At 43.0% G+C, this 18,715-nt stretch carries 18 protein-coding genes; 11 read left to right on the top strand and 7 right to left on the bottom strand.

The annotated features are described in order from the left end of the window. The first annotated feature begins 116 nt into the window (after window positions 1-116). The 9 genes from skp to tilS all read left to right on the top strand — a co-directional run bounded on the left by skp (window position 117) and on the right by tilS (window position 10,831). Window positions 117-614: a molecular chaperone Skp gene (gene skp / locus PTE_RS04605; protein WP_021324817.1), complete on the top strand. Its 498-nt coding sequence runs from the start codon at window positions 117-119 to the stop codon at window positions 612-614. Between the two features lie 3 nt (window positions 615-617). Further along, window positions 618-1,646 carry a UDP-3-O-(3-hydroxymyristoyl)glucosamine N-acyltransferase gene (gene lpxD, locus PTE_RS04600; RefSeq protein ID WP_036843721.1) on the top strand — a complete coding sequence of 343 codons (1,029 nt, stop codon included), beginning with the start codon at window positions 618-620 and terminating at the stop codon, window positions 1,644-1,646. A 120-nt stretch (window positions 1,647-1,766) separates the two neighbouring features. After that, complete coding sequence (gene fabZ, locus PTE_RS24340) at window positions 1,767-2,219, top strand: 3-hydroxyacyl-ACP dehydratase FabZ (RefSeq protein WP_021324819.1); 453 nt, start codon at window positions 1,767-1,769, stop codon at window positions 2,217-2,219. Window positions 2,220-2,222: 3 nt separating this feature from the next. Continuing rightward, on the top strand, window positions 2,223-3,011 hold the full coding sequence (gene lpxA, locus PTE_RS24335; RefSeq protein WP_036843719.1) for an acyl-ACP--UDP-N-acetylglucosamine O-acyltransferase: 789 nt from the start codon (window positions 2,223-2,225) through the stop codon (window positions 3,009-3,011). Between the two features lie 4 nt (window positions 3,012-3,015). Next, window positions 3,016-4,200, top strand: a complete 1,185-nt coding sequence (lpxB, locus tag PTE_RS04585; protein WP_036843716.1) for a lipid-A-disaccharide synthase — start codon at window positions 3,016-3,018, stop codon at window positions 4,198-4,200. Then, entirely contained in the window at window positions 4,197-4,787 is a 591-nt protein-coding gene (gene rnhB, locus PTE_RS04580) for a ribonuclease HII (RefSeq protein WP_110742792.1), read from the top strand. The genes lpxB and rnhB overlap by 4 nt, the downstream gene beginning before the upstream one ends. A gap of 57 nt (window positions 4,788-4,844) precedes the next feature. Beyond that, window positions 4,845-8,327, top strand: coding sequence for a DNA polymerase III subunit alpha (gene dnaE / locus PTE_RS04575; RefSeq protein ID WP_036843710.1), 3,483 nt, complete (start codon window positions 4,845-4,847; stop codon window positions 8,325-8,327). 12 nt (window positions 8,328-8,339) lie between these two features. After that, window positions 8,340-9,299, top strand: a complete 960-nt coding sequence (gene accA / locus PTE_RS04570; protein WP_036843708.1) for an acetyl-CoA carboxylase carboxyl transferase subunit alpha — start codon at window positions 8,340-8,342, stop codon at window positions 9,297-9,299. Between the two features lie 203 nt (window positions 9,300-9,502). Continuing rightward, window positions 9,503-10,831 (top strand): tRNA lysidine(34) synthetase TilS, encoded by a 1,329-nt coding sequence (gene tilS, locus PTE_RS04565; protein WP_036843706.1) that lies wholly within the window; start codon window positions 9,503-9,505, stop codon window positions 10,829-10,831. A gap of 34 nt (window positions 10,832-10,865) precedes the next feature. Here the strand turns inward: tilS and rof are convergent, their stop codons facing one another. Beyond that, window positions 10,866-11,132, bottom strand: coding sequence for a Rho-binding antiterminator (rof, locus tag PTE_RS04560; protein ID WP_036843704.1), 267 nt, complete (start codon window positions 11,130-11,132; stop codon window positions 10,866-10,868). Window positions 11,133-11,465: 333 nt separating this feature from the next. On the opposite strand from rof, the gene nlpE reads away from it, so the two are divergent. Further along, entirely contained in the window at window positions 11,466-12,128 is a 663-nt protein-coding gene (gene nlpE / locus PTE_RS04555; RefSeq protein WP_036843702.1) for an envelope stress response activation lipoprotein NlpE, read from the top strand. Between the two features lie 120 nt (window positions 12,129-12,248). On the opposite strand, the gene proS is transcribed toward nlpE, so the two are convergent. The 6 genes from proS to metN all read right to left on the bottom strand — a co-directional run bounded on the left by proS (window position 12,249) and on the right by metN (window position 17,901). Continuing rightward, the gene (gene proS, locus PTE_RS04550; RefSeq protein WP_036843700.1) at window positions 12,249-13,967 is read right to left on the bottom strand and encodes a proline--tRNA ligase; all 1,719 of its coding nucleotides are present in this window, start codon (window positions 13,965-13,967) and stop codon (window positions 12,249-12,251) included. A gap of 126 nt (window positions 13,968-14,093) precedes the next feature. Next, window positions 14,094-14,801, bottom strand: a complete 708-nt coding sequence (gene tsaA / locus PTE_RS04545; RefSeq protein WP_036843698.1) for a tRNA (N6-threonylcarbamoyladenosine(37)-N6)-methyltransferase TrmO — start codon at window positions 14,799-14,801, stop codon at window positions 14,094-14,096. Further along, the gene (rcsF, locus tag PTE_RS04540; RefSeq protein WP_269149801.1) at window positions 14,798-15,145 is read right to left on the bottom strand and encodes an Rcs stress response system protein RcsF; all 348 of its coding nucleotides are present in this window, start codon (window positions 15,143-15,145) and stop codon (window positions 14,798-14,800) included. Before rcsF ends, tsaA begins: the two co-directional genes overlap by 4 nt. 196 nt (window positions 15,146-15,341) lie before the next feature. Then, on the bottom strand, window positions 15,342-16,157 hold the full coding sequence (locus PTE_RS04535; RefSeq protein WP_036843695.1) for a MetQ/NlpA family lipoprotein: 816 nt from the start codon (window positions 16,155-16,157) through the stop codon (window positions 15,342-15,344). 66 nt (window positions 16,158-16,223) lie between these two features. Beyond that, a complete protein-coding gene (locus tag PTE_RS04530; RefSeq protein WP_036843693.1) occupies window positions 16,224-16,877 on the bottom strand; it encodes a methionine ABC transporter permease MetI in 654 nt (217 codons plus the stop codon). Continuing rightward, window positions 16,870-17,901, bottom strand: coding sequence for a methionine ABC transporter ATP-binding protein MetN (metN, locus tag PTE_RS04525; RefSeq protein WP_036843692.1), 1,032 nt, complete (start codon window positions 17,899-17,901; stop codon window positions 16,870-16,872). The genes PTE_RS04530 and metN overlap by 8 nt, the downstream gene beginning before the upstream one ends. A 195-nt stretch (window positions 17,902-18,096) precedes the next feature. Here metN and gmhB point away from each other — a divergent pair, with 195 nt between their 5' ends. Beyond that, on the top strand, window positions 18,097-18,663 hold the full coding sequence (gmhB, locus tag PTE_RS04520; RefSeq protein ID WP_036843690.1) for a D-glycero-beta-D-manno-heptose 1,7-bisphosphate 7-phosphatase: 567 nt from the start codon (window positions 18,097-18,099) through the stop codon (window positions 18,661-18,663). Window positions 18,664-18,715: the final 52 nt, after the last annotated feature.

The raw sequence follows: 18,715 nt of genomic DNA, 5'->3' as shown, positions 1-18,715 counted from the left end.
TTATCTTATTATTGATAAAACAGGTTATTGATAAAGCAAGCTTTGAAATCATTGGTTTCAGGGTATTAACGAAGTTTTCCAACATGTTACAGATAGCGTGGTTTAAGGAGTTTATAGTGAAGAAATTGTTGTGTGCAGCAAGCCTCGGTATTGCATTAGCTTTCTCTGCTGGTGCTCAGGCAGCAGACAAAATTGCTGTTGTAAATGTCGGTGAGATTTTCCAGCAGTTGCCTGCCCGTGAAGCTGTTGCGAAACAGTTGGAGAATGAGTTCAAAAGCCGCGCATCTGAACTGCAAAGAATGGAAGCTGATTTGCAGACCAAAATTCAGAAATTACAGCGCGATGGTTCTACCATGAAATCCAGCGAGCGCGCTAATCTGGAAAAAGATGTTATGGCTAAACGTGAAGAATTCGGCAAAAAAGCCCAGGCTTTTGAGCAAGATAATCGTCGTCGCCAAATGGAAGAGCGCAACAAAATTCTGAGCCGTATTCAGGACGCAATCAAAGTAGTTGCAGGTAAAGAAGGCTATGACGTTGTGGTTGATGCGAATGCTGTTGCTTATTCAGTATCTGGCAAAGACATTACGGCAAGTGTATTGAAACAGGTTAAATAATAGATGTCTTCAATTCGATTGGCTGATTTAGCTCAGCAGTTGAATGCACAATTACATGGTGATGGCGATGTGGTCATCACCAGTATTGCCCCAATGCATTCGGCCAATAACCAACAGATCACTTTTTTGTCTGACAGCCGTTACCGTGAACGTTTAGGGGAATGTCAGGCTGCCGCTGTCGTTCTCCGCGAGTCAGATCTTCCTTATTGTAATGTTCCGGCATTGGTTGTTGCCAATCCTTATCTGGCCTATGCCTATATGGCTCAGATTATGGATACAACACCGGTTCCCGCACAGGATATTCACCCTTCCGCAGTGATTTCACCTCAGGCAACACTGGGTGAAAATGTTGCTGTTGGCGCTAATGCTGTTGTCGAATCCGGCGTTGTTCTTGGCGACAACGTTGTTATCGGTGCGGGTTGCTTTATTGGCAAAAATACACATATTGGTGCGGGAAGTCGCTTTTGGGCGAATGTCTCTGTTTACCATAATGTTGAAATTGGTGAGCAGTGTTTGATTCAGTCAGGGGCTGTTATCGGATCTGATGGCTTTGGCTATGCGAATGATCGCGGTAATTGGGTTAAAATCCCTCAATTAGGTTCAGTCATTATTGGTGACCGGGTTGAGATTGGTGCCTGCACAACTATCGATCGGGGAGCTCTGGATAATACCATTATCGGTAATGGCGTCATTATCGATAACCAGTGTCAGATTGCCCATAATGTTATCATTGGTGATCACACCGCAGTTGCTGGCGGTGTGATCATGGCCGGTAGTCTGAAAATTGGTCGTTATTGTATGATTGGTGGTGCCAGTGTCATTAATGGACATATGGAAATCTGTGATAAGGTAACCGTCACGGGGATGAGTATGGTGATGCGCCCAATCACCGAACCTGGTGTATACTCCTCTGGCATTCCGTTACAACCAAATAAAGTTTGGCGTAAGACAGCAGCTTTAGTCATGAATATCAATGAAATGAATAAACGTCTTAAGTCACTGGAGAGTAAGCTGGAAGGCAAAAACGAGTAATTGCACTATATTTTTGGTTGTGTTTTATTTTTGCGGCCTGCCTGGGAACTCTGGATTTGGGGTTTAAGCGGGCCGTGTCGTTAATATAATTAGTCCTTTTTAGACAGGAAGAGTATTTAGATGAGTGATAATCATACTCTGCACATTGAAGAAATTTTAGATCTGCTTCCGCATCGTTATCCGTTTTTATTGGTGGATCGCGTTCTTGATTTTGAAGAAGGTAAATTCCTACGTGCAGTTAAAAATGTATCTTTTAACGAACCCTTCTTTCAGGGGCATTTTCCAGGCAAACCTATCTTCCCTGGTGTTTTGATCCTTGAAGCTATGGCACAGGCCACTGGAATTCTGGCATTTAAGAGTGTGGGTAAACTGGAGCCAAATGAACTCTATTATTTTGCCGCTATCGATGGTGCCCGTTTTAAACGCCCGGTAGTGCCTGGGGACCAAATGATTTTAGAAGTTGAATTTATAAAAGAGCGTCGAGGGGTTGCTCGTTGCAGAGGCGTAGCAAAAGTCGATGGAGAAGTAGTTTGCGAAGCAGAAATGATGTGCGCTCGCCGTCGTGAGGTCTAGTCTATGATTGATGAAACCGCTTATATACATCCTAGCGCTATTATAGAAGATGGCGCGGTTATTGGTGCCAATGTTCGTATTGGCCCATTTTGTTGCATTGGTTCTCAGGTTGAAATTGGCGAAGGTACAGAGCTGAAATCTCATGTTGTTGTCAATGGAATAACTAAAATCGGCCGTGATAATCAGATTTTTCAGTTTGCCTCTGTTGGGGAAATGAATCAGGACCTGAAATATCACGGTGAACCAACCAGAGTTGAAATTGGTGATCGTAACCGTATCCGCGAAAGTGTGACCATTCATCGTGGAACTGAGCAAGGTGGTGGTTTAACGAAAGTCGGCAATGATAATTTGTTGATGATTAATGCTCATATCGCTCATGACTGTATTATCGGTGATCGTTGTGTCATTGCTAATAATGGTACTTTGGGGGGGCATGTTATTCTGGGGGATTATGTCATCATCGGTGGTATGAGCGCGATTCATCAGTTTTGTCAGATTGGCTCTCATGCTATGGTGGGTGGTTGTTCTGGTGTGGTACAGGATATTCCTCCATATGTTATTGCTCAGGGTAATCATGCAACACCTTTTGGCATTAATATTGAAGGCTTGAAACGCCGTGGCTTTGATAAAGATTCATTACATTTAATCAGAAGTGCATACAAGCTATTGTATCGTAATGGAAAAACTTTAGAAGAAGCACAGCAGGAAATTGCTAAGTTGGCTGAAGATAATCAGCATGTCAAAATCTTCAGCGATTTTCTGGCAAATTCTACTCGTGGCATTATCCGTTAAGTAGATGAAGGATACTCCTTTGGCTACCATTTCTTCTATTGATAGTCTGCACCCGCTGACGATTGGATTAGTCGCCGGAGAAACCTCCGGTGATATCCTTGGGGCAGGTTTGATTCGTGCATTAAAAGCCAAAATACCCAATGCCCGTTTTGTTGGTGTTGCAGGCCCTCTTATGCAGGCTGAAGGTTGTAAAGCCTGGTATGAGATGGAAGAGCTGGCTGTAATGGGGATTGTCGAAGTTCTTGAACGTCTTCCTCGTTTGCTGAAAATCCGTAAGGATTTGACAACCCGTTTCACAGAACTGAAACCTGATGTATTTGTGGGCATTGATGCGCCGGATTTCAATATTACATTGGAAGGCCGGTTAAAACAGCAGGGCATCCGTACTCTTCATTATGTCAGTCCGTCGGTATGGGCCTGGCGTCAAAAACGTGTTTTCAAAATTGGTAAAGCCACAGATATGGTTCTGGCCTTCTTGCCTTTTGAAAAAGCGTTTTACGATAAGTTTAATGTCCCTTGCCGGTTTATTGGGCATACAATGGCGGATGCTATGCCGTTACAGCCGGATAAAGCGGCAGCACGTGAGCTATTAGGTATCCCGCAAGAGTCCGTTTGCCTGGCTTTGTTGCCAGGGAGCCGCCATTCTGAAGTTGAGATGCTGGGTGCTGATTTTCTTAAAACAGCTCAGTTATTGCGGCAAAAGATTCTAAATTTGCATGTGGTTGTGCCGTTAGTGAATGCTAAACGGCGTGAACAATTCGAGCGAATCAAACAGGAAACTACGCCAGATCTGAATGTCCACCTTGTGGATGGTAAAGCGCGTGAAATTATGATCGCAAGTGATGCTGCACTTTTGGCATCTGGCACGGCTGCTCTGGAGTGTATGCTGGCAAAATGCCCGATGGTCGTGGGTTACCGGATGAAACCCTTTACTTTCTGGCTGGCAAAACGTCTTGTAAAAACACCTTATGTTTCATTGCCGAACTTGCTATCCGGTAAAGAGCTGGTTAAAGAATTATTGCAGGAAAAGTGTCAGCCGCAGAAACTTGCAGATGAATTGTTGTCATTACTGCAAGGTAGTGAAAAAGTTGAAGCATTGAAACAGACATTTTTACATCTGCACGAAAGCATCCGCTGTAATGCTGATGAACAAGCTGCACAAGCTGTACTGGAATTAGCAGGAAAATGATGGAATTTAAATATCCTCAGGCAAATCTGATTGCCGGAGTTGACGAAGTTGGCCGAGGCCCATTAGTAGGTGCAGTTGTGACCGCGGCTGTTATTTTAGATCCATCCAGGCCGATCGCCGGGCTGGCTGATTCTAAAAAACTCAGTGAGAAACGCCGTGAAGCATTGTATCTGGAGATTACAGAAAAAGCGTTGTGTTGGAGCCTGGGGCGCGCAGAGCCAGAAGAAATTGATCAACTGAATATTTTGCACGCAACTATGCTTGCGATGCAAAGGGCTGTGGCTGGCTTGTCTATTTCGCCTGAATATGTGCTGATTGATGGCAATCGTTGCCCTAAATTGTCAATGCCTGCACAAGCGGTGATAAAAGGTGATGGGCTGGTTGCTGAAATCAGTGCGGCTTCTATTGTGGCGAAAGTGACTAGAGATCGGGAAATGGCTGAACTTGACCAATTATTTCCTGAATATGGATTTGCTAAACATAAAGGCTACCCAACGGCATTTCATTTAGAAAAGCTGGCTCTGTTGGGAGCGACAAAACATCACCGTAAAAGTTTTGCGCCGGTTAAAAGAGCAATTGGCCTTTAAGTTAACTTGTTGACTGAATACAGCTATTCTTCAAATCAATATCATCTGGACAAACACATGGCCGAACCCCGTTTTGTACACTTACGTGTCCACAGCGACTATTCAATGATTGATGGCTTAGCCAAAACCAGCCCTTTAGTGAAAAAGGTTGCTCAATTAGGTATGCCAGCTTTTGCGATCACTGATTTTACTAACCTGTGTGGGTTGGTAAGATTTTACGGCAGTGCTCATGGGGCGGGAATAAAACCGATTATTGGTGCTGATTTCTATATGGAAAGCGAGTTGCTCGGTGATGAGTACGCTAACCTGACCATTCTTGCGCGCAATAATACTGGCTATCATAACCTGACGTTACTGATATCAGAGGCTTATCAGAAGGGGTATGGTGCTGTTGGTCCGACAATTAAACAGGAATGGCTGATAAACCATAAGGAAGGGTTGATCCTGCTCTCTGGTGGCCGTATGGGAGACGTTGGCAAATTCCTGTTACGTGGTAATCAGGTTATGGTGGACCAATGCCTTGAGTTTTATCAGGAGCATTTCCCCGACTGTTATTATCTGGAGCTAATCCGTACTGGCCGTGCAGATGAAGAAAGTTATCTTCATGCAGCGGTTGCACTGGCGACAGAAAAGAACTTGCCTGTTGTTGCGACTAATGATGTGTGTTTCATCGACAGTGAAGATTTTGATGCTCATGAGATCCGCGTGGCGATTCATGATGGCTATACATTAGTTGATCCAAAACGCCCGAAAAATTACAGTCCTCAGCAATATCTGCGTAGTGAACAGGAGATGTGTGAACTATTTGCTGATATTCCCGAAGCACTGGAAAACAGTGTAGAAATTGCTAAGCGTTGTAATGTCACTATCCGCCTTGGTGAGTATTTCTTGCCGCAATTCCCGACGGGAGAAATGAGCACTGAAGATTATCTGGTCGATAAATCTAAACAAGGGTTAGAAGAGCGTTTGGCATTTCTCTACCCGGATCCTAAAGTACGGGCAGAAAAGCGTCCTGAATATGATGAGCGGCTTGATGTTGAACTTCGGGTTATCAATCAGATGGGATTCCCTGGCTACTTCCTGATCGTGATGGAATTTATTCAGTGGTCGAAAGATAATAGTGTTCCTGTCGGCCCAGGACGTGGTTCTGGTGCCGGTTCTTTGGTGGCTTATGCTCTGAAAATAACTGATCTCGATCCTTTGGCGTTCGACCTGCTGTTTGAACGGTTCCTTAATCCTGAACGTGTTTCCATGCCCGATTTTGACGTTGATTTCTGTATGGAAAAACGTGATCTGGTGATTGATCATGTGGCTGATATATATGGTCGTGATGCCGTATCTCAGATCATCACATTCGGTACTATGGCAGCGAAAGCCGTCATTCGGGATGTTGGCCGTGTGCTGGGGCATCCATACGGGTTTGTTGACAGAATTTCCAAATTGATACCGCTTGATCCAGGTATGACATTGGAAAAGGCATTTATCGCAGAGCCACAACTTCCTGAAATTTATGAAGCGGATGAGGAAGTTAAAGCGCTGATAGATATGGCGCGTAAATTGGAAGGGGTTACTCGTAACGCGGGGAAACACGCGGGTGGGGTTGTTATCGCCCCAACTAAGATCACGGATTTCGCGCCTCTCTACTGTGACCCGGAAGGTTTGAACCCGGTTACTCAGTTTGATAAAAACGATGTGGAATATGCTGGGTTGGTGAAATTCGACTTCCTCGGACTGAGGACGTTGACTATCATCAATTGGGCGTTGGAAATGATCAACGCACGCAGGGCAAAGAAAGATCTGGACCCAATTGATATCGCAGCGATTCCGCTGAACGACGTCAACAGCTTCGATATGCTGCAACGCGCTGAAACAACAGCGGTATTCCAGCTCGAATCCCGTGGTATGAAGGATCTTATCAAGCGCCTGCGTCCTGACTGCTTCGAAGACATGATTGCGCTTGTGGCACTGTTTCGGCCGGGTCCTTTACAATCAGGTATGGTGGACAACTTCATTGACCGCAAACATGGTCGGGAAGAGATCTCATACCCAGATGCACAATGGCAGCACGAATCTTTACAACCTGTTTTGGAGCCAACCTACGGCATTATCCTTTATCAGGAACAAGTGATGCAGATTGCTCAGGTGCTGGCGGGATATACTCTCGGTGGTGCAGATATGCTCCGACGGGCAATGGGCAAGAAAAAGCCGGAGGAGATGGCGAAGCAGCGTTCCGTATTTGAGGATGGAGCCAAAAAACTCGGCATTGATGGCGAACTATCAATAAAAATCTTTGACTTGGTAGAGAAATTTGCTGGTTATGGGTTTAACAAATCTCACTCTGCTGCGTATGCATTGGTTTCTTATCAGACTTTATGGCTGAAAGCACATTATCCAGCTGAGTTCATGGCTGCGGTAATGACGGCTGATATGGATAATACAGAAAAAGTCGTTGGGCTGATTGATGAATGTTGGCGTATGGGGCTGAAAATATTACCACCTGATATTAATAGCGGCCTGTATCATTTCCACGTTAATGATGACGGGGAGATCGTATATGGGATTGGTGCCATTAAAGGGGTTGGTGAGGGGCCGATTGAAGCGATCATTGAGGCTCGTCAGAAAGGTGGTTATTTTAGAGAGCTATTTGATTTATGTGCCCGCGTTGACACCAAGAAATTAAATCGTCGGGTGATGGAAAAGCTGATTATGTCAGGGGCGTTTGACCGTCTGGGGCCGCACCGTGCGGCACTGATGTCCTCTCTGGAAGATGCCCTGAAAGCAGCGGATCAGCATGCTAAGGCAGAAGCCATTGGTCAGACTGATATGTTTGGTGTATTAGCTGAAGCGCCGGAAGAAGTTGAGCGTTCTTATGCCAATATTTCTCAATGGCCAGAACAGGTTGTTCTTGATGGTGAACGGGAAACGCTGGGACTCTATTTAACTGGGCACCCGATCACACGTTATTTAAAAGAAATTGAGCGCTATACTAATGGATTACGGTTAAAAGATGTGAATCCGACACCGCGTGGTCAAGTAACGACGGTGATAGGCTTAGTGCTGGCGTCCAAAGTGATTATAACCAAACGGGGTAACCGGATTGGTATTTGTACATTGGACGACCGTTCAGGACGTCTGGAAGTCATGTTATTTTCCGATGCCTTGGAGAAATACCGGCATTTGTTGGAACAGGACCGGATATTGATAGCTACGGGGCAGGTCAGCTTTGATGACTTCAACGGTGGTCTTAAAATGACAGTCCGTGAATTAATGGATATTAGTGAAGCGCGTGAAAAATATGCGCGTGGGCTTGCTATCTCGCTGTTAGACAGGCAAATTGATGATCAATTGTTGAACCGTCTTCGTGGTGCCTTGGAACCACATCGTTCTGGAACGATACCGGTTCATCTTTATTACCAGAGGGAAGACGCCCGCGCCCGTTTAAGATTTGGCGCGACGTGGAGGGTAACGCCAACGGATAACCTTCTGACAGATTTGCGAACTCTGCTGGGTAATGAGCAGGTAGAATTAGAATTTGACTAAAATAGGAATGTTATGAGTCTGAATTTTCTTGAATTTGAACAGCCGATTGCCGAGCTGGAAGCGAAAATTGATTCGCTAACCGCAGTTAGCCGTCAAGATGAAAAATTAGATATAAATCTGGATGAAGAAGTACAACGTTTGCGGGAAAAAAGTCTGGAATTGACTCGCAAAATCTTTTCAGATTTAGGTGCTTGGCAAATTGCTCAACTTGCCCGTCATCCACGTCGTCCTTATACATTGGACTATATTCAGCATATTTTTACTGATTTTGAAGAGCTGGCGGGTGATCGCGCTTACGCTGATGACAAAGCAATTGTTGGTGGTTTGGCTCGTATTGATGGGCGTCCAGTGATGATTATTGGTCATCAAAAAGGCCGTGAAACGAAAGAAAAAATCCGCCGTAATTTCGGTATGCCGGCGCCGGAAGGCTATCGTAAGGCTCTGCGTCTGATGGAAATGGCGGAACGTTTTAAACTGCCAATTATCACTTTCATTGATACTCCTGGCGCATATCCTGGCGTTGGTGCAGAAGAACGTGGTCAGTCTGAGGCTATTGCCCGCAATTTGCGTGAAATGTCCCGTTTGTCTGTGCCTGTTATTTGTACTGTGATTGGTGAAGGTGGTTCCGGTGGTGCGTTAGCAATTGGTGTCGGTGATAAAGTGAATATGCTGCAATACAGTACTTATTCTGTTATCTCCCCGGAAGGCTGTGCCTCTATTCTGTGGAAAAGTGCGGAAAAAGCGCCTCTGGCGGCAGAAGCAATGGGGATCACTGCTCCTCGCTTGAAAGAGCTGGAATTAATCGATACCGTGATCCCAGAGCCATTAGGTGGTGCGCATCGTAATTACGAAGCAATATCAGCATCACTAAAAGCTCAGTTATTGGCTGATCTGGCAGCTCTTGATCATTTAGCACCTGAAGAATTGGTGAACCGTCGTTATCAGCGCCTGATGCAATATGGTTATTGTTGAGATCTGAACTAACTGATTGCATAAGGGATGGGAGTCACTGGAATTGATAAATTTCAGCGACTCCCATCCCTTACTGTTTCTAACTTTTTTTGCTATTTCATATTGTTGGAAAATATTATCTGAGAGGCAGTGGTTCTTTGATTAATAACACAGATGATAATGAATTCATGATTGTTGCAAATTAAGGAACTCTTGAGTCTGTAATGACAAAAATTGATGAGCGATTATTCTTCACTTTAGCTAAACAGCTTGGTGAACATAAGAAAATCCTGGTTGGATTCAGTGGTGGGCTGGATTCTTCAGTTTTGCTGCATTTGTTGGTCAATTGGCGTAGTCAGCACAATCAGGAAGTTCAACTGAGAGCAATGCATATTCACCATGGTTTAAATCCGAAAGCAGATCAATGGGTTAAACATTGCCAACAGATTTGTGATGACTGGCAAGTGGAATTTTGTTTTGAAAGAGTAACGATAGATGCCCGTGAAAAGGGCATTGAAGCTGCTGCTCGTGATGCCAGATATCAGATGTTCAGGCGTGAATTACAAAAAGACGAAATTCTGGTAACTGCTCAGCATCTTGATGATCAGGCGGAAACTTTTTTATTGGCACTAAAGCGTGGCAGTGGCCCGGCTGGCCTTGCTTCTATGCCTCCAGTCGCAATATTTGCTGATACCTTATTATTTCGCCCACTGCTTGGTTATAGTCGGAATGAGTTGGAAATATATGCTAGTGAACATCGTCTGAGTTGGATTGAAGACGACAGTAATCAGGATGATCGTTATGACAGGAATTTTCTGCGCTTACATGTTATGCCGTTACTGAATCAACGCTGGCCGCATTTTCGACAATCTGTTGCTCGCAGTGCTAGTTTATGTGGTGAGCAGGAGCAGCTTCTGGATGAGTTGTTGAATGAGTTTCTGAAAGCGCTGATAACTCGGGATGGCGCTTTAGGTATTTCGCCTTTGGCAACGTGCTCAGAAGCTAAACGAAATGCTTTGTTACGCCGTTGGTTTGGTTACCATGACATGAAAATGCCCTCACGGGAGCAGCTTCACAGGCTTTGGTATGAGGTGGCTCTTGCTCGCACTGATGCTGAGCCCCAGCTACAATTTGGTCAATATAATGTACGTCGTTATAAGCAAAAACTTTGGTTGGTTCCTCAATTACAATCTTTGAGAGACACTATTCTTGAGTGGGATATTTGCAATACGTTGGTATTACCGGATCGTTTGGGAGAATTGAATATTTCTGATCGTGGTATTCAAGTAAGGGCTCCAGCTAATAATGAGCGGGTGACTATCCGCTTTGGTGTTCAGGGAATGATGAGTATTGTGGGTCGTCAACATTCCCGGCACAGTAAAAAATTGTGGCAGGAGTTTGGGGTTGCTCCATGGCTTAGAGAGAGAATTCCATTGCTTTATTACAACGAACTACTGATAGCTGCATTAGGTATTTTTATCACCAAAGAAGGCAAAGCGGCAGAAGGGCAGAAAATATTGACAATTAATTGGAATAAAACGTTGTTAAAATAAAGTGTTATAAGCCGCCAGAGGCGGCTGTTTCTTCTCAGGATTCGGAATGTTCAACAATAACAGTACCGATTTCAGGGTGACTGAAACTGGCGATATGATCCAACCGCAATTCTCGGGGATTATCTGCTGCTTCGATTATCAGGTATTCAACTTTCTTTCTCAAAATCAAATCACAGGCTTTCCCTTCAATAACTTCACCACCTCGTAATTTTATGTGTAGATGGAGCTGATGTTGGCAAGCCAACTCAAGGTTGTCATAGTCGTCACAGTTAATTGGTTGATATTCAGTATTTATAGACATATTTGCTCACCACTATGGTTAGTGGCGGTTATTGCCGCCTGTGGTTGTTAAAAATTGTAACTCAAAAGCACTATTAATGACTATAGCACAGGAAATCAATCGTGATTAATGAATAACTTTGGTTGTTTCCTTTGAACGGTAAATAAATAAAAGTCTTATTTCACAGCAAGTTCCTGACAAAAGTATTAAAATCAGCTCATAGTATTTCGCTACTATTGGGTAACATCCTTAAAAAGGACGGTATTTGAGTTATTAAGCTGCAAGAATCTTATGTTCTATTGTGTTACTAATTAAGATGAGTCACAGAGCTCATTATACTGTTTGGAGATAAATGTGAATAAAAAACTTTTAACAGCGTTAGTTGCTGTGGGCGTATCTGCTCTGGTGGGATGTAAAGGTAACTTGGCACAGCAAACAAGTTCACAGCCAGTGGATCAGACTTTTCATGGTGTTCTTCCTTGTGCTGATTGCTCTGGTATTGATACCACACTGTTATTGGATGATGATGGTACTTATATTCTGGAACAAACTTATCTTGGTTCTCGTGATGGTGATCAGTCATTCTTTGAATTTGGGCAATGGGCGAAAGATGGAGAAAAAATCCGTCTGGCAAAATCAGATGACCAGAAATATTACTATCTGCCGAAGGATGGAAATCTGGTAATGCTGGATATGGAAGGCAACACAATTGAATCGTCATTCAACTATGAGCTGAAACGGGTAAAACCGAAAAAATTGATGGGTGAATACAGTTACATGGCTGATGCTGCTTCATTTACTGATTGTAGTACAGGTAAGCGTTATGACGTGCCGGAAAGTTTGGATTTGGAGCAAGGCTATCATCAAGTTGGCGTAGAAGGTGGAACACCAGTTTATGTTGAAGTTGAAGGCTATTATAGCGTGAGTCCTTCAATGGAGGATGGGCTATTTAATTCTGCCTTGGTTCAGACAGGTAAAATTCATTTCGATAAATCGAAATCTTGTATGAAGAAATAATTCTAGCTTCAATATGAATGGTGATAATGAGCCAGAAGAGTAAAACGAGTTCACTTACTGCGTCTTTATGATCTGACCATTATCACCATACTGCTCAATGAGTTATTGTAATAACCCTAATTAACAACCAAGCTGTTGCTTCAGATAATCAGCAACATCGTTTAGCTTCAGTATCTGTTTTTCATCACTGCGACGATATTTATATTCTACTTCGCCATTATCAAGATTACGGTCACCGATAACGATAGTGTGTGGTACGCCAATAAGCTCCATATCAGCAAACATCATGCCTGGGCGTTCTTTACGATCATCGAAAATAACATCAATGCCGTTGGCGCGCAGATCAGCATACAGTTTCTCTGCAACTTCCTTAACACGATATGACTTATGCATATTCATTGGCAGAATAGCGACTTGGAATGGTGCAATTGCATCAGGCCAGATGATACCGCGGTCATCGTGATTTTGTTCAATCGCTGCGGCGACAATACGGGTAACGCCAATACCATAACAACCCATAGTGATGGTCTGATTGTGGCCGTCTTCGCCTTGAACGGTTGCTTTCATTGCATCAGAATATTTGGTGCCAAGCTGGAAAATATGACCAACTTCAATGCCGCGTTTGATGAGCAATGTTCCTTTACCATCCGGGCTGGTATCACCTTCAACAACATTACGGATATCAGCGACTGTTGGTATTGGTAAATCACGTCCCCAATTGATACCGAAATAGTGTTTGTCATCAATATTGGCACCTGCGCCAAAGTCATTCATCACCGCCACACTGCGGTCAATAATAACAGGTATTGTCAGATTGACAGGTCCCAGTGAGCCTGGACCAGCACCTACAATTGTACGAATCTCTTCTTCGGTAGCAAAAGTCAGAGGGTTGGCAACCAAAGGTAATTTCTCTGCTTTGATTTTATTAAGTTCATGGTCGCCGCGGACCAGTAAGGCGATCAATTTATGGCCTGTATCTTCTGCTGCATGAACCATCAGAGTCTTAACCGTTTTTTCAACTGGCAGATTGAATTGTTCAACTAGTTCAGCGATTGTTTTTGCATTTGGGGTGTCTACCAGATGCATCTCTTCTGTTGGTGTTGCACGATCATAAGCAGGAGCGACGGCTTCGGCCAATTCAATATTAGCTGCGTAATTAGATTCAGTGGAGAAAACGATATCATCTTCTCCACTGGCAGCCAGAACCTGAAATTCATGGGAAGCACTACCGCCGATAGAACCGGTGTCTGCCAGAACAGCGCGGAAATCCAAACCAATACGGGTAAAGATTTTGCTGTAGGCTTTGTACATGTTGTCGTAAGTTTCTTGCAGTGACTCTTGGGTAGCATGGAAAGAGTAAGCATCTTTCATTAAAAATTCCCGGGAGCGCATTACACCAAAGCGAGGGCGAACTTCGTCCCGGAATTTAGTCTGGATCTGGAATAAAGTCAGTGGTAACTGTTTGTATGAGTTGACTTCATTGCGGATCAGATCAGTAACGACTTCCTCATGAGTTGGACCCAGCACAAAAGGGCGATCACCTCGGTCAGCAAGACGCAGTAACTCTGGGCCGTATTGTTCCCAGCGACCACTTTCCTGCCATAAATTTGCCGGCTGTACGACGGGCATAGATATTTCAATTGCTCCGGCATTGTTCATCTCTTCACGAACAATTTTCTCAACTTTGTTTAGTACGCGGACACCTGTAGGCATCCAATTATACAGACCTGAAGCGAGCTTACGGATCATGCCCGCACGAAGCATCAGTTTATGACTGACAACCTCTGCATCGGCAGGAGTCTCTTTTAATGTAGAGAGCAGATATTGGCTAGTGCGCATTGTTAGGGTTCCATTAGAGCAGCAAATTGCTTCTGACTGGCAGTAATTTGCCAGCTAATAAAAAAACGAAAATAAGCCTTTAGTCTACCAGCGAGTTTAAGATGTCAAAAGGGCATATACTGATTTTTAAAGGGATTCAATGGAAAACACTTCAGTCAGTGTGCCATAGATTCTCCAGCGTACATTAAAATTCAGTAAATGAACGGCATATTCTCGATTTTCCTGTTCTCCTCTCCGGTAAGCAGGACGAGGGTCTTGGGCCAAGACTTGACTGATAAAACGGCGTAAATCTGGGTAAGTGTTTTGAACTGAGATGAGCTGTTGTTCGGCAGCAGGTAAAAATATCACTTTCATACCGGCAGAAGGTGCTTCTTGAGCAAAACATGCCACAGCGTGCGGCTGACATTCAGCGAAAGGCAGATAAGGCTTGATATCAATAACCGGTGTGCCATCAACTAAATCCAGGCTGCCCAATTCCAGAGTAACACTGCCTTTTCTGTATTTAATACCTTTAAGTTCAATCAGAGACATACCAATTGGGTTCGGTCTGAAAGTTGAACGGGTTGCGAATACGCCCATTTTTGCATTGCCGCCTAAACGGGGAGGGCGTACCATTGGCTTCCAGCCGCCATCCATTGTTTGGTGGAAAATAAAAATAACCCATAGATGACTAAATTGTTCCAAACCACGAACTGCATCTGGTTGATTATAGGGTGGAAGAAGTACCAATTGCCCTCCTCCATCTTTAATAAGACCTGGTTGGCGTGGAACGGCAAATTTTTCTTTATAAGGGGAGTGGATAACCCCTATTTGTGTGAAATGAAAATCGGTCATTGAGTAATAAGCAGAGCTGAACCTTCACATATTGCTATCTGATAGCATCCTTGACCTGATAACATCTCGCACTGATGTAATAAAACTGCGTTAGCATTCAAATGAGCGGCCTTCGTTATCATCTGGTTACGTGCTACGGCGATATTAGCTGGTGGATCCTGTAAAGAACCACGGCATGATTGACCAGAAACAATTCCTAAATCTTTAAATGCGGTATTTATTAACTCTTCACTCTTGGTATACAACTTTACGGATGAGGAAAGATTCTTTTTTTCTTCGGTTAATGTTTGTTTGTGCCTCATATCCGATAACTGAGAAGAGTCAGTAAATGCTGTCTGTTGCATTGAACATCCTGTTATGAATAGAGTTAGCAAAGAGATAAACAGCTTACGCATTAATAGATCCTCGAATTTTTACTGTCAGAGTTAAGAGAATAGAATCAGGTTAACAAAAAAATATCGAAAACATGATGCCATAACAAATCAGGCGGACAATCTATCCGCCTGATTATTCTAATATCGATGAGTGTAATATGAAAGATTACCAGCCTTTCACCGCACCACCGTTAAAAATTTTATTGGCAGCTTCATCAACTTCATCGGATTGATATGCTTTAACGAATTTCTTAACGTTTTCAGCGTCCTTATTATCTTCACGGCTAACCAGCAGGTTTACATAGGGAGAATCTTTATTTTCGACAAATAAACCGTCTTTTGCCGGAGTCAGGCCGATTTGGCTGGCATATGTCGTATTAATGATTGCCAGAGCAATTTTTTGATCGTCCAATGAACGTGGTAATTGTGGTGCTTCTAGCTCAACCAATTTTAGATTTTTAGGATTCTCAGCAATGTCCAGAGTTGTTGGTAATAATCCTATGTTATCTTTCAGTTTGATTAAGTTTTGTTTCTGTAACAGTAATAAAGAACGGCCTAAGTTCGTTGGATCATTTGGTAGAGCAATTTGAGAACCATCCTGTAATTCATCCAGGGATTTAATTTTCTTGGAATAACCAGCAATTGGATAAATAAAAGAGTTGCCAACAGTGACCAGTTTGTAACCACGATCTTTGATTTGTTGATCCATGTAAGGTTTGTGCTGGTATGCATTCAGATCAATATCACCTTTACTCAGAGCCTCGTTTGGTAATACAAAATCATTAAAAGTGACCAGTTCTACATCAAGACCATATTTGTCTTTAGCTACTTTTTTTGCAATTTCAGCAACTTCCTGTTCTGCACCAACAATAACACCTACTTTAATATGGTTTGGATCTTGTTTTTCCTGCCCGCAACCAACCAGAATTAATGAACCTAAAAGAGCGCTGATAGTTGCGATGGTTCTTAATTTAACAGACATATTTTCACCCCTATTGAATACTGATTTATTAGCACCGATACCGGCGCTGCTATTAAAATAATTTTATTATTTGCGTGTTGTGGTTTTAACTAACCGGTCACCACTTAATTGAATTAAGTAAACTAAAATAACCAGTAATACTAATACGGTGTTCATTACTGTTGCATTATAGCCGATATAACCATATTGGTAGCCAATCTGTCCTAATCCGCCTGCACCTACAGCACCGCCCATTGCGGAATAACCTACTAACGTAATCAGGGTAATTGTGGCTGCATTGAGCAAACTTGGTAACGCTTCAGGTAATAGAATTTTCTTCACAATCTGGAACGGAGTCGCTCCCATTGCGCGAGCTGCTTCAATTAATCCTGATGGAATTTCCAGTAAAGCATTTTCCACCATACGGGCAATAAATGGTGCAGCACCTATGGTTAATGGAACAATGGCGGCTTGTAAACCGATAGATGTTCCAACAATTAATCTGGTAAAAGGAATCATCCATACCAGTAAAATAATAAATGGGATAGAACGGAAAACATTCACTATCGCTGAAAGAAAACGATAGAGTTTACTGTTTTCCATAATCTGACCAGGGCGGGTGACATATAACAAGACACCTATCGGCAGCCCAATAATAAAGCCAAAGAAACCAGAAACAAAAGTCATTACCAGAGTTTCCCAGACGCCTTTAGCCAGCAATAAGATCATTCCTTCAGACATAACCGAGAACCTCTACTTTCACATGATGGTCTTGTAAAAATTTAATTGTTGATTCAACGCCGCCATTTTCACCGTGTAATTCCGCTAACATCACACCAAATTTTACTCCACCGGCATAGTCAATTTGGGAACTTAATATATTCATATCAATATTAAAACGACGTACTGCCATTGAAATCAGAGGTGCGTCTACAGACTGACCGGTGAACTCCAGTTTCAATAATGGGCTAAGATCTGGGGCTGGGGTGCTTTGCATTTTTTGCACATAATCTTCAGGGATATCCAAATGCAAAGTTGACTGGATGAATGCCTGAGCGATAGGTGTTTTGGGATGAGAAAACACTTCACTGACAATATCCTGTTCAACCAGTTGCCCACCGCTGATAACTGCAACCTGGTCACATATACGTTTGACGACATCCATTTCATGTGTAATTAACAGAATAGTCAGACCCAGACGGCGATTAATATCTTTCAATAATTCCAGAATAGACCGGGTTGTTGCTGGATCCAGCGCACTGGTTGCTTCATCACATAAAAGTACTTTAGGTGAATTAGCTAAAGCACGGGCAATAGCAACACGTTGTTTCTGTCCACCAGAGAGATTTGCTGGATAAGCATCGTGTTTATCTGCAAGACCAACAAGTTCTAATAACTCGTCTACCCGTTTTTTTATTTCCGCTTTTGGAACATTATCTAATTCTAAAGGTAAGGCTATGTTGCCAAAAACTGTTCTCGAAGACAGCAAATTAAAGTGTTGGAAAATCATGCCAATACGACGACGTGCATGGGTCAAATCACTATCAGATAGGATAGTCAGATCCTGACCATCAACCAGTATTTGCCCAGAAGTTGGACGCTCAAGCATATTCACACAGCGAATTAACGTACTTTTGCCTGCACCGGATGAGCCGATGACACCGTAAATTTGCCCTTGCGGAACATGCAGACTGATATCTGAAAGTGCGTTGATAGAACGGACACCCTGCTGGAATATTTTATTGATATGAGACAGTTTTATCATTTTTATTCTTATTTATTCTTATAAAAATTCGAAAATTAATAGTTTGAACATTTTTGAGAAAACAAACCACTAGTTAAATCGGATGTTAAGGTGTCTAGACGTCTAAGTCAACTGGGAATAAATTAATTGCTGCATTCTCATTCATGGCTAAATCATGCGATACTGAGAACTTCTTACATTGCTTGGAGCAATCGGGTGACACAAGGTATTCCTGCCGTATTTTTAGATCGTGACGGAACAATAAATATCGATCATGGTTATGTACACGAAGTAGATGATTTTCAATTTATCGATGGTGCCATTGAAACCATGATTGAATTGAAAAAAATGGGGTATGCACTGGTATTAGTCACAAACCAGTCAGGTATTGCCCGTGGCATTTTCAATGAAGAACAATTCTTGCAACTGACAGAATGGATGGATTGGTCACTGGCAGATCGCGGTGTAGATTTGGATGGCATTTATTATTGTCCCCATCATCCAGATGCGACTAAAGAACAATATAAGAAGAGTTGTGATTGCCGTAAACCACAACCAGGTATGCTGCTGGATGCACAGAAGGAGCTTGGCATTGATATGGCAGCTTCTTATATGGTCGGTGACAAATTGGAAGATATGCAAGCGGCGGTGATGGCGAAAGTGGGTACTAAGGTATTAGTTCGTACAGGTAAACCAATTACAAGTGAAGCAGAACAAGCGGCTGATTTGATAATAAATAGCCTTGCAGACTTGCCTAAAGCGATTAAAAGCATCAGGAAGTAGGCTTTTTTGTTCTTTATATCATCACCTTGTTGAAAAAGTGTGCGAATAAAAG

It is taken from the genome of Photorhabdus khanii NC19 (genome assembly GCF_000517265.1).
In the GTDB taxonomy this organism is placed as follows: domain Bacteria; phylum Pseudomonadota; class Gammaproteobacteria; order Enterobacterales; family Enterobacteriaceae; genus Photorhabdus; species Photorhabdus khanii.
This window is presented reverse-complemented; position numbering and strand designations above follow the sequence as displayed.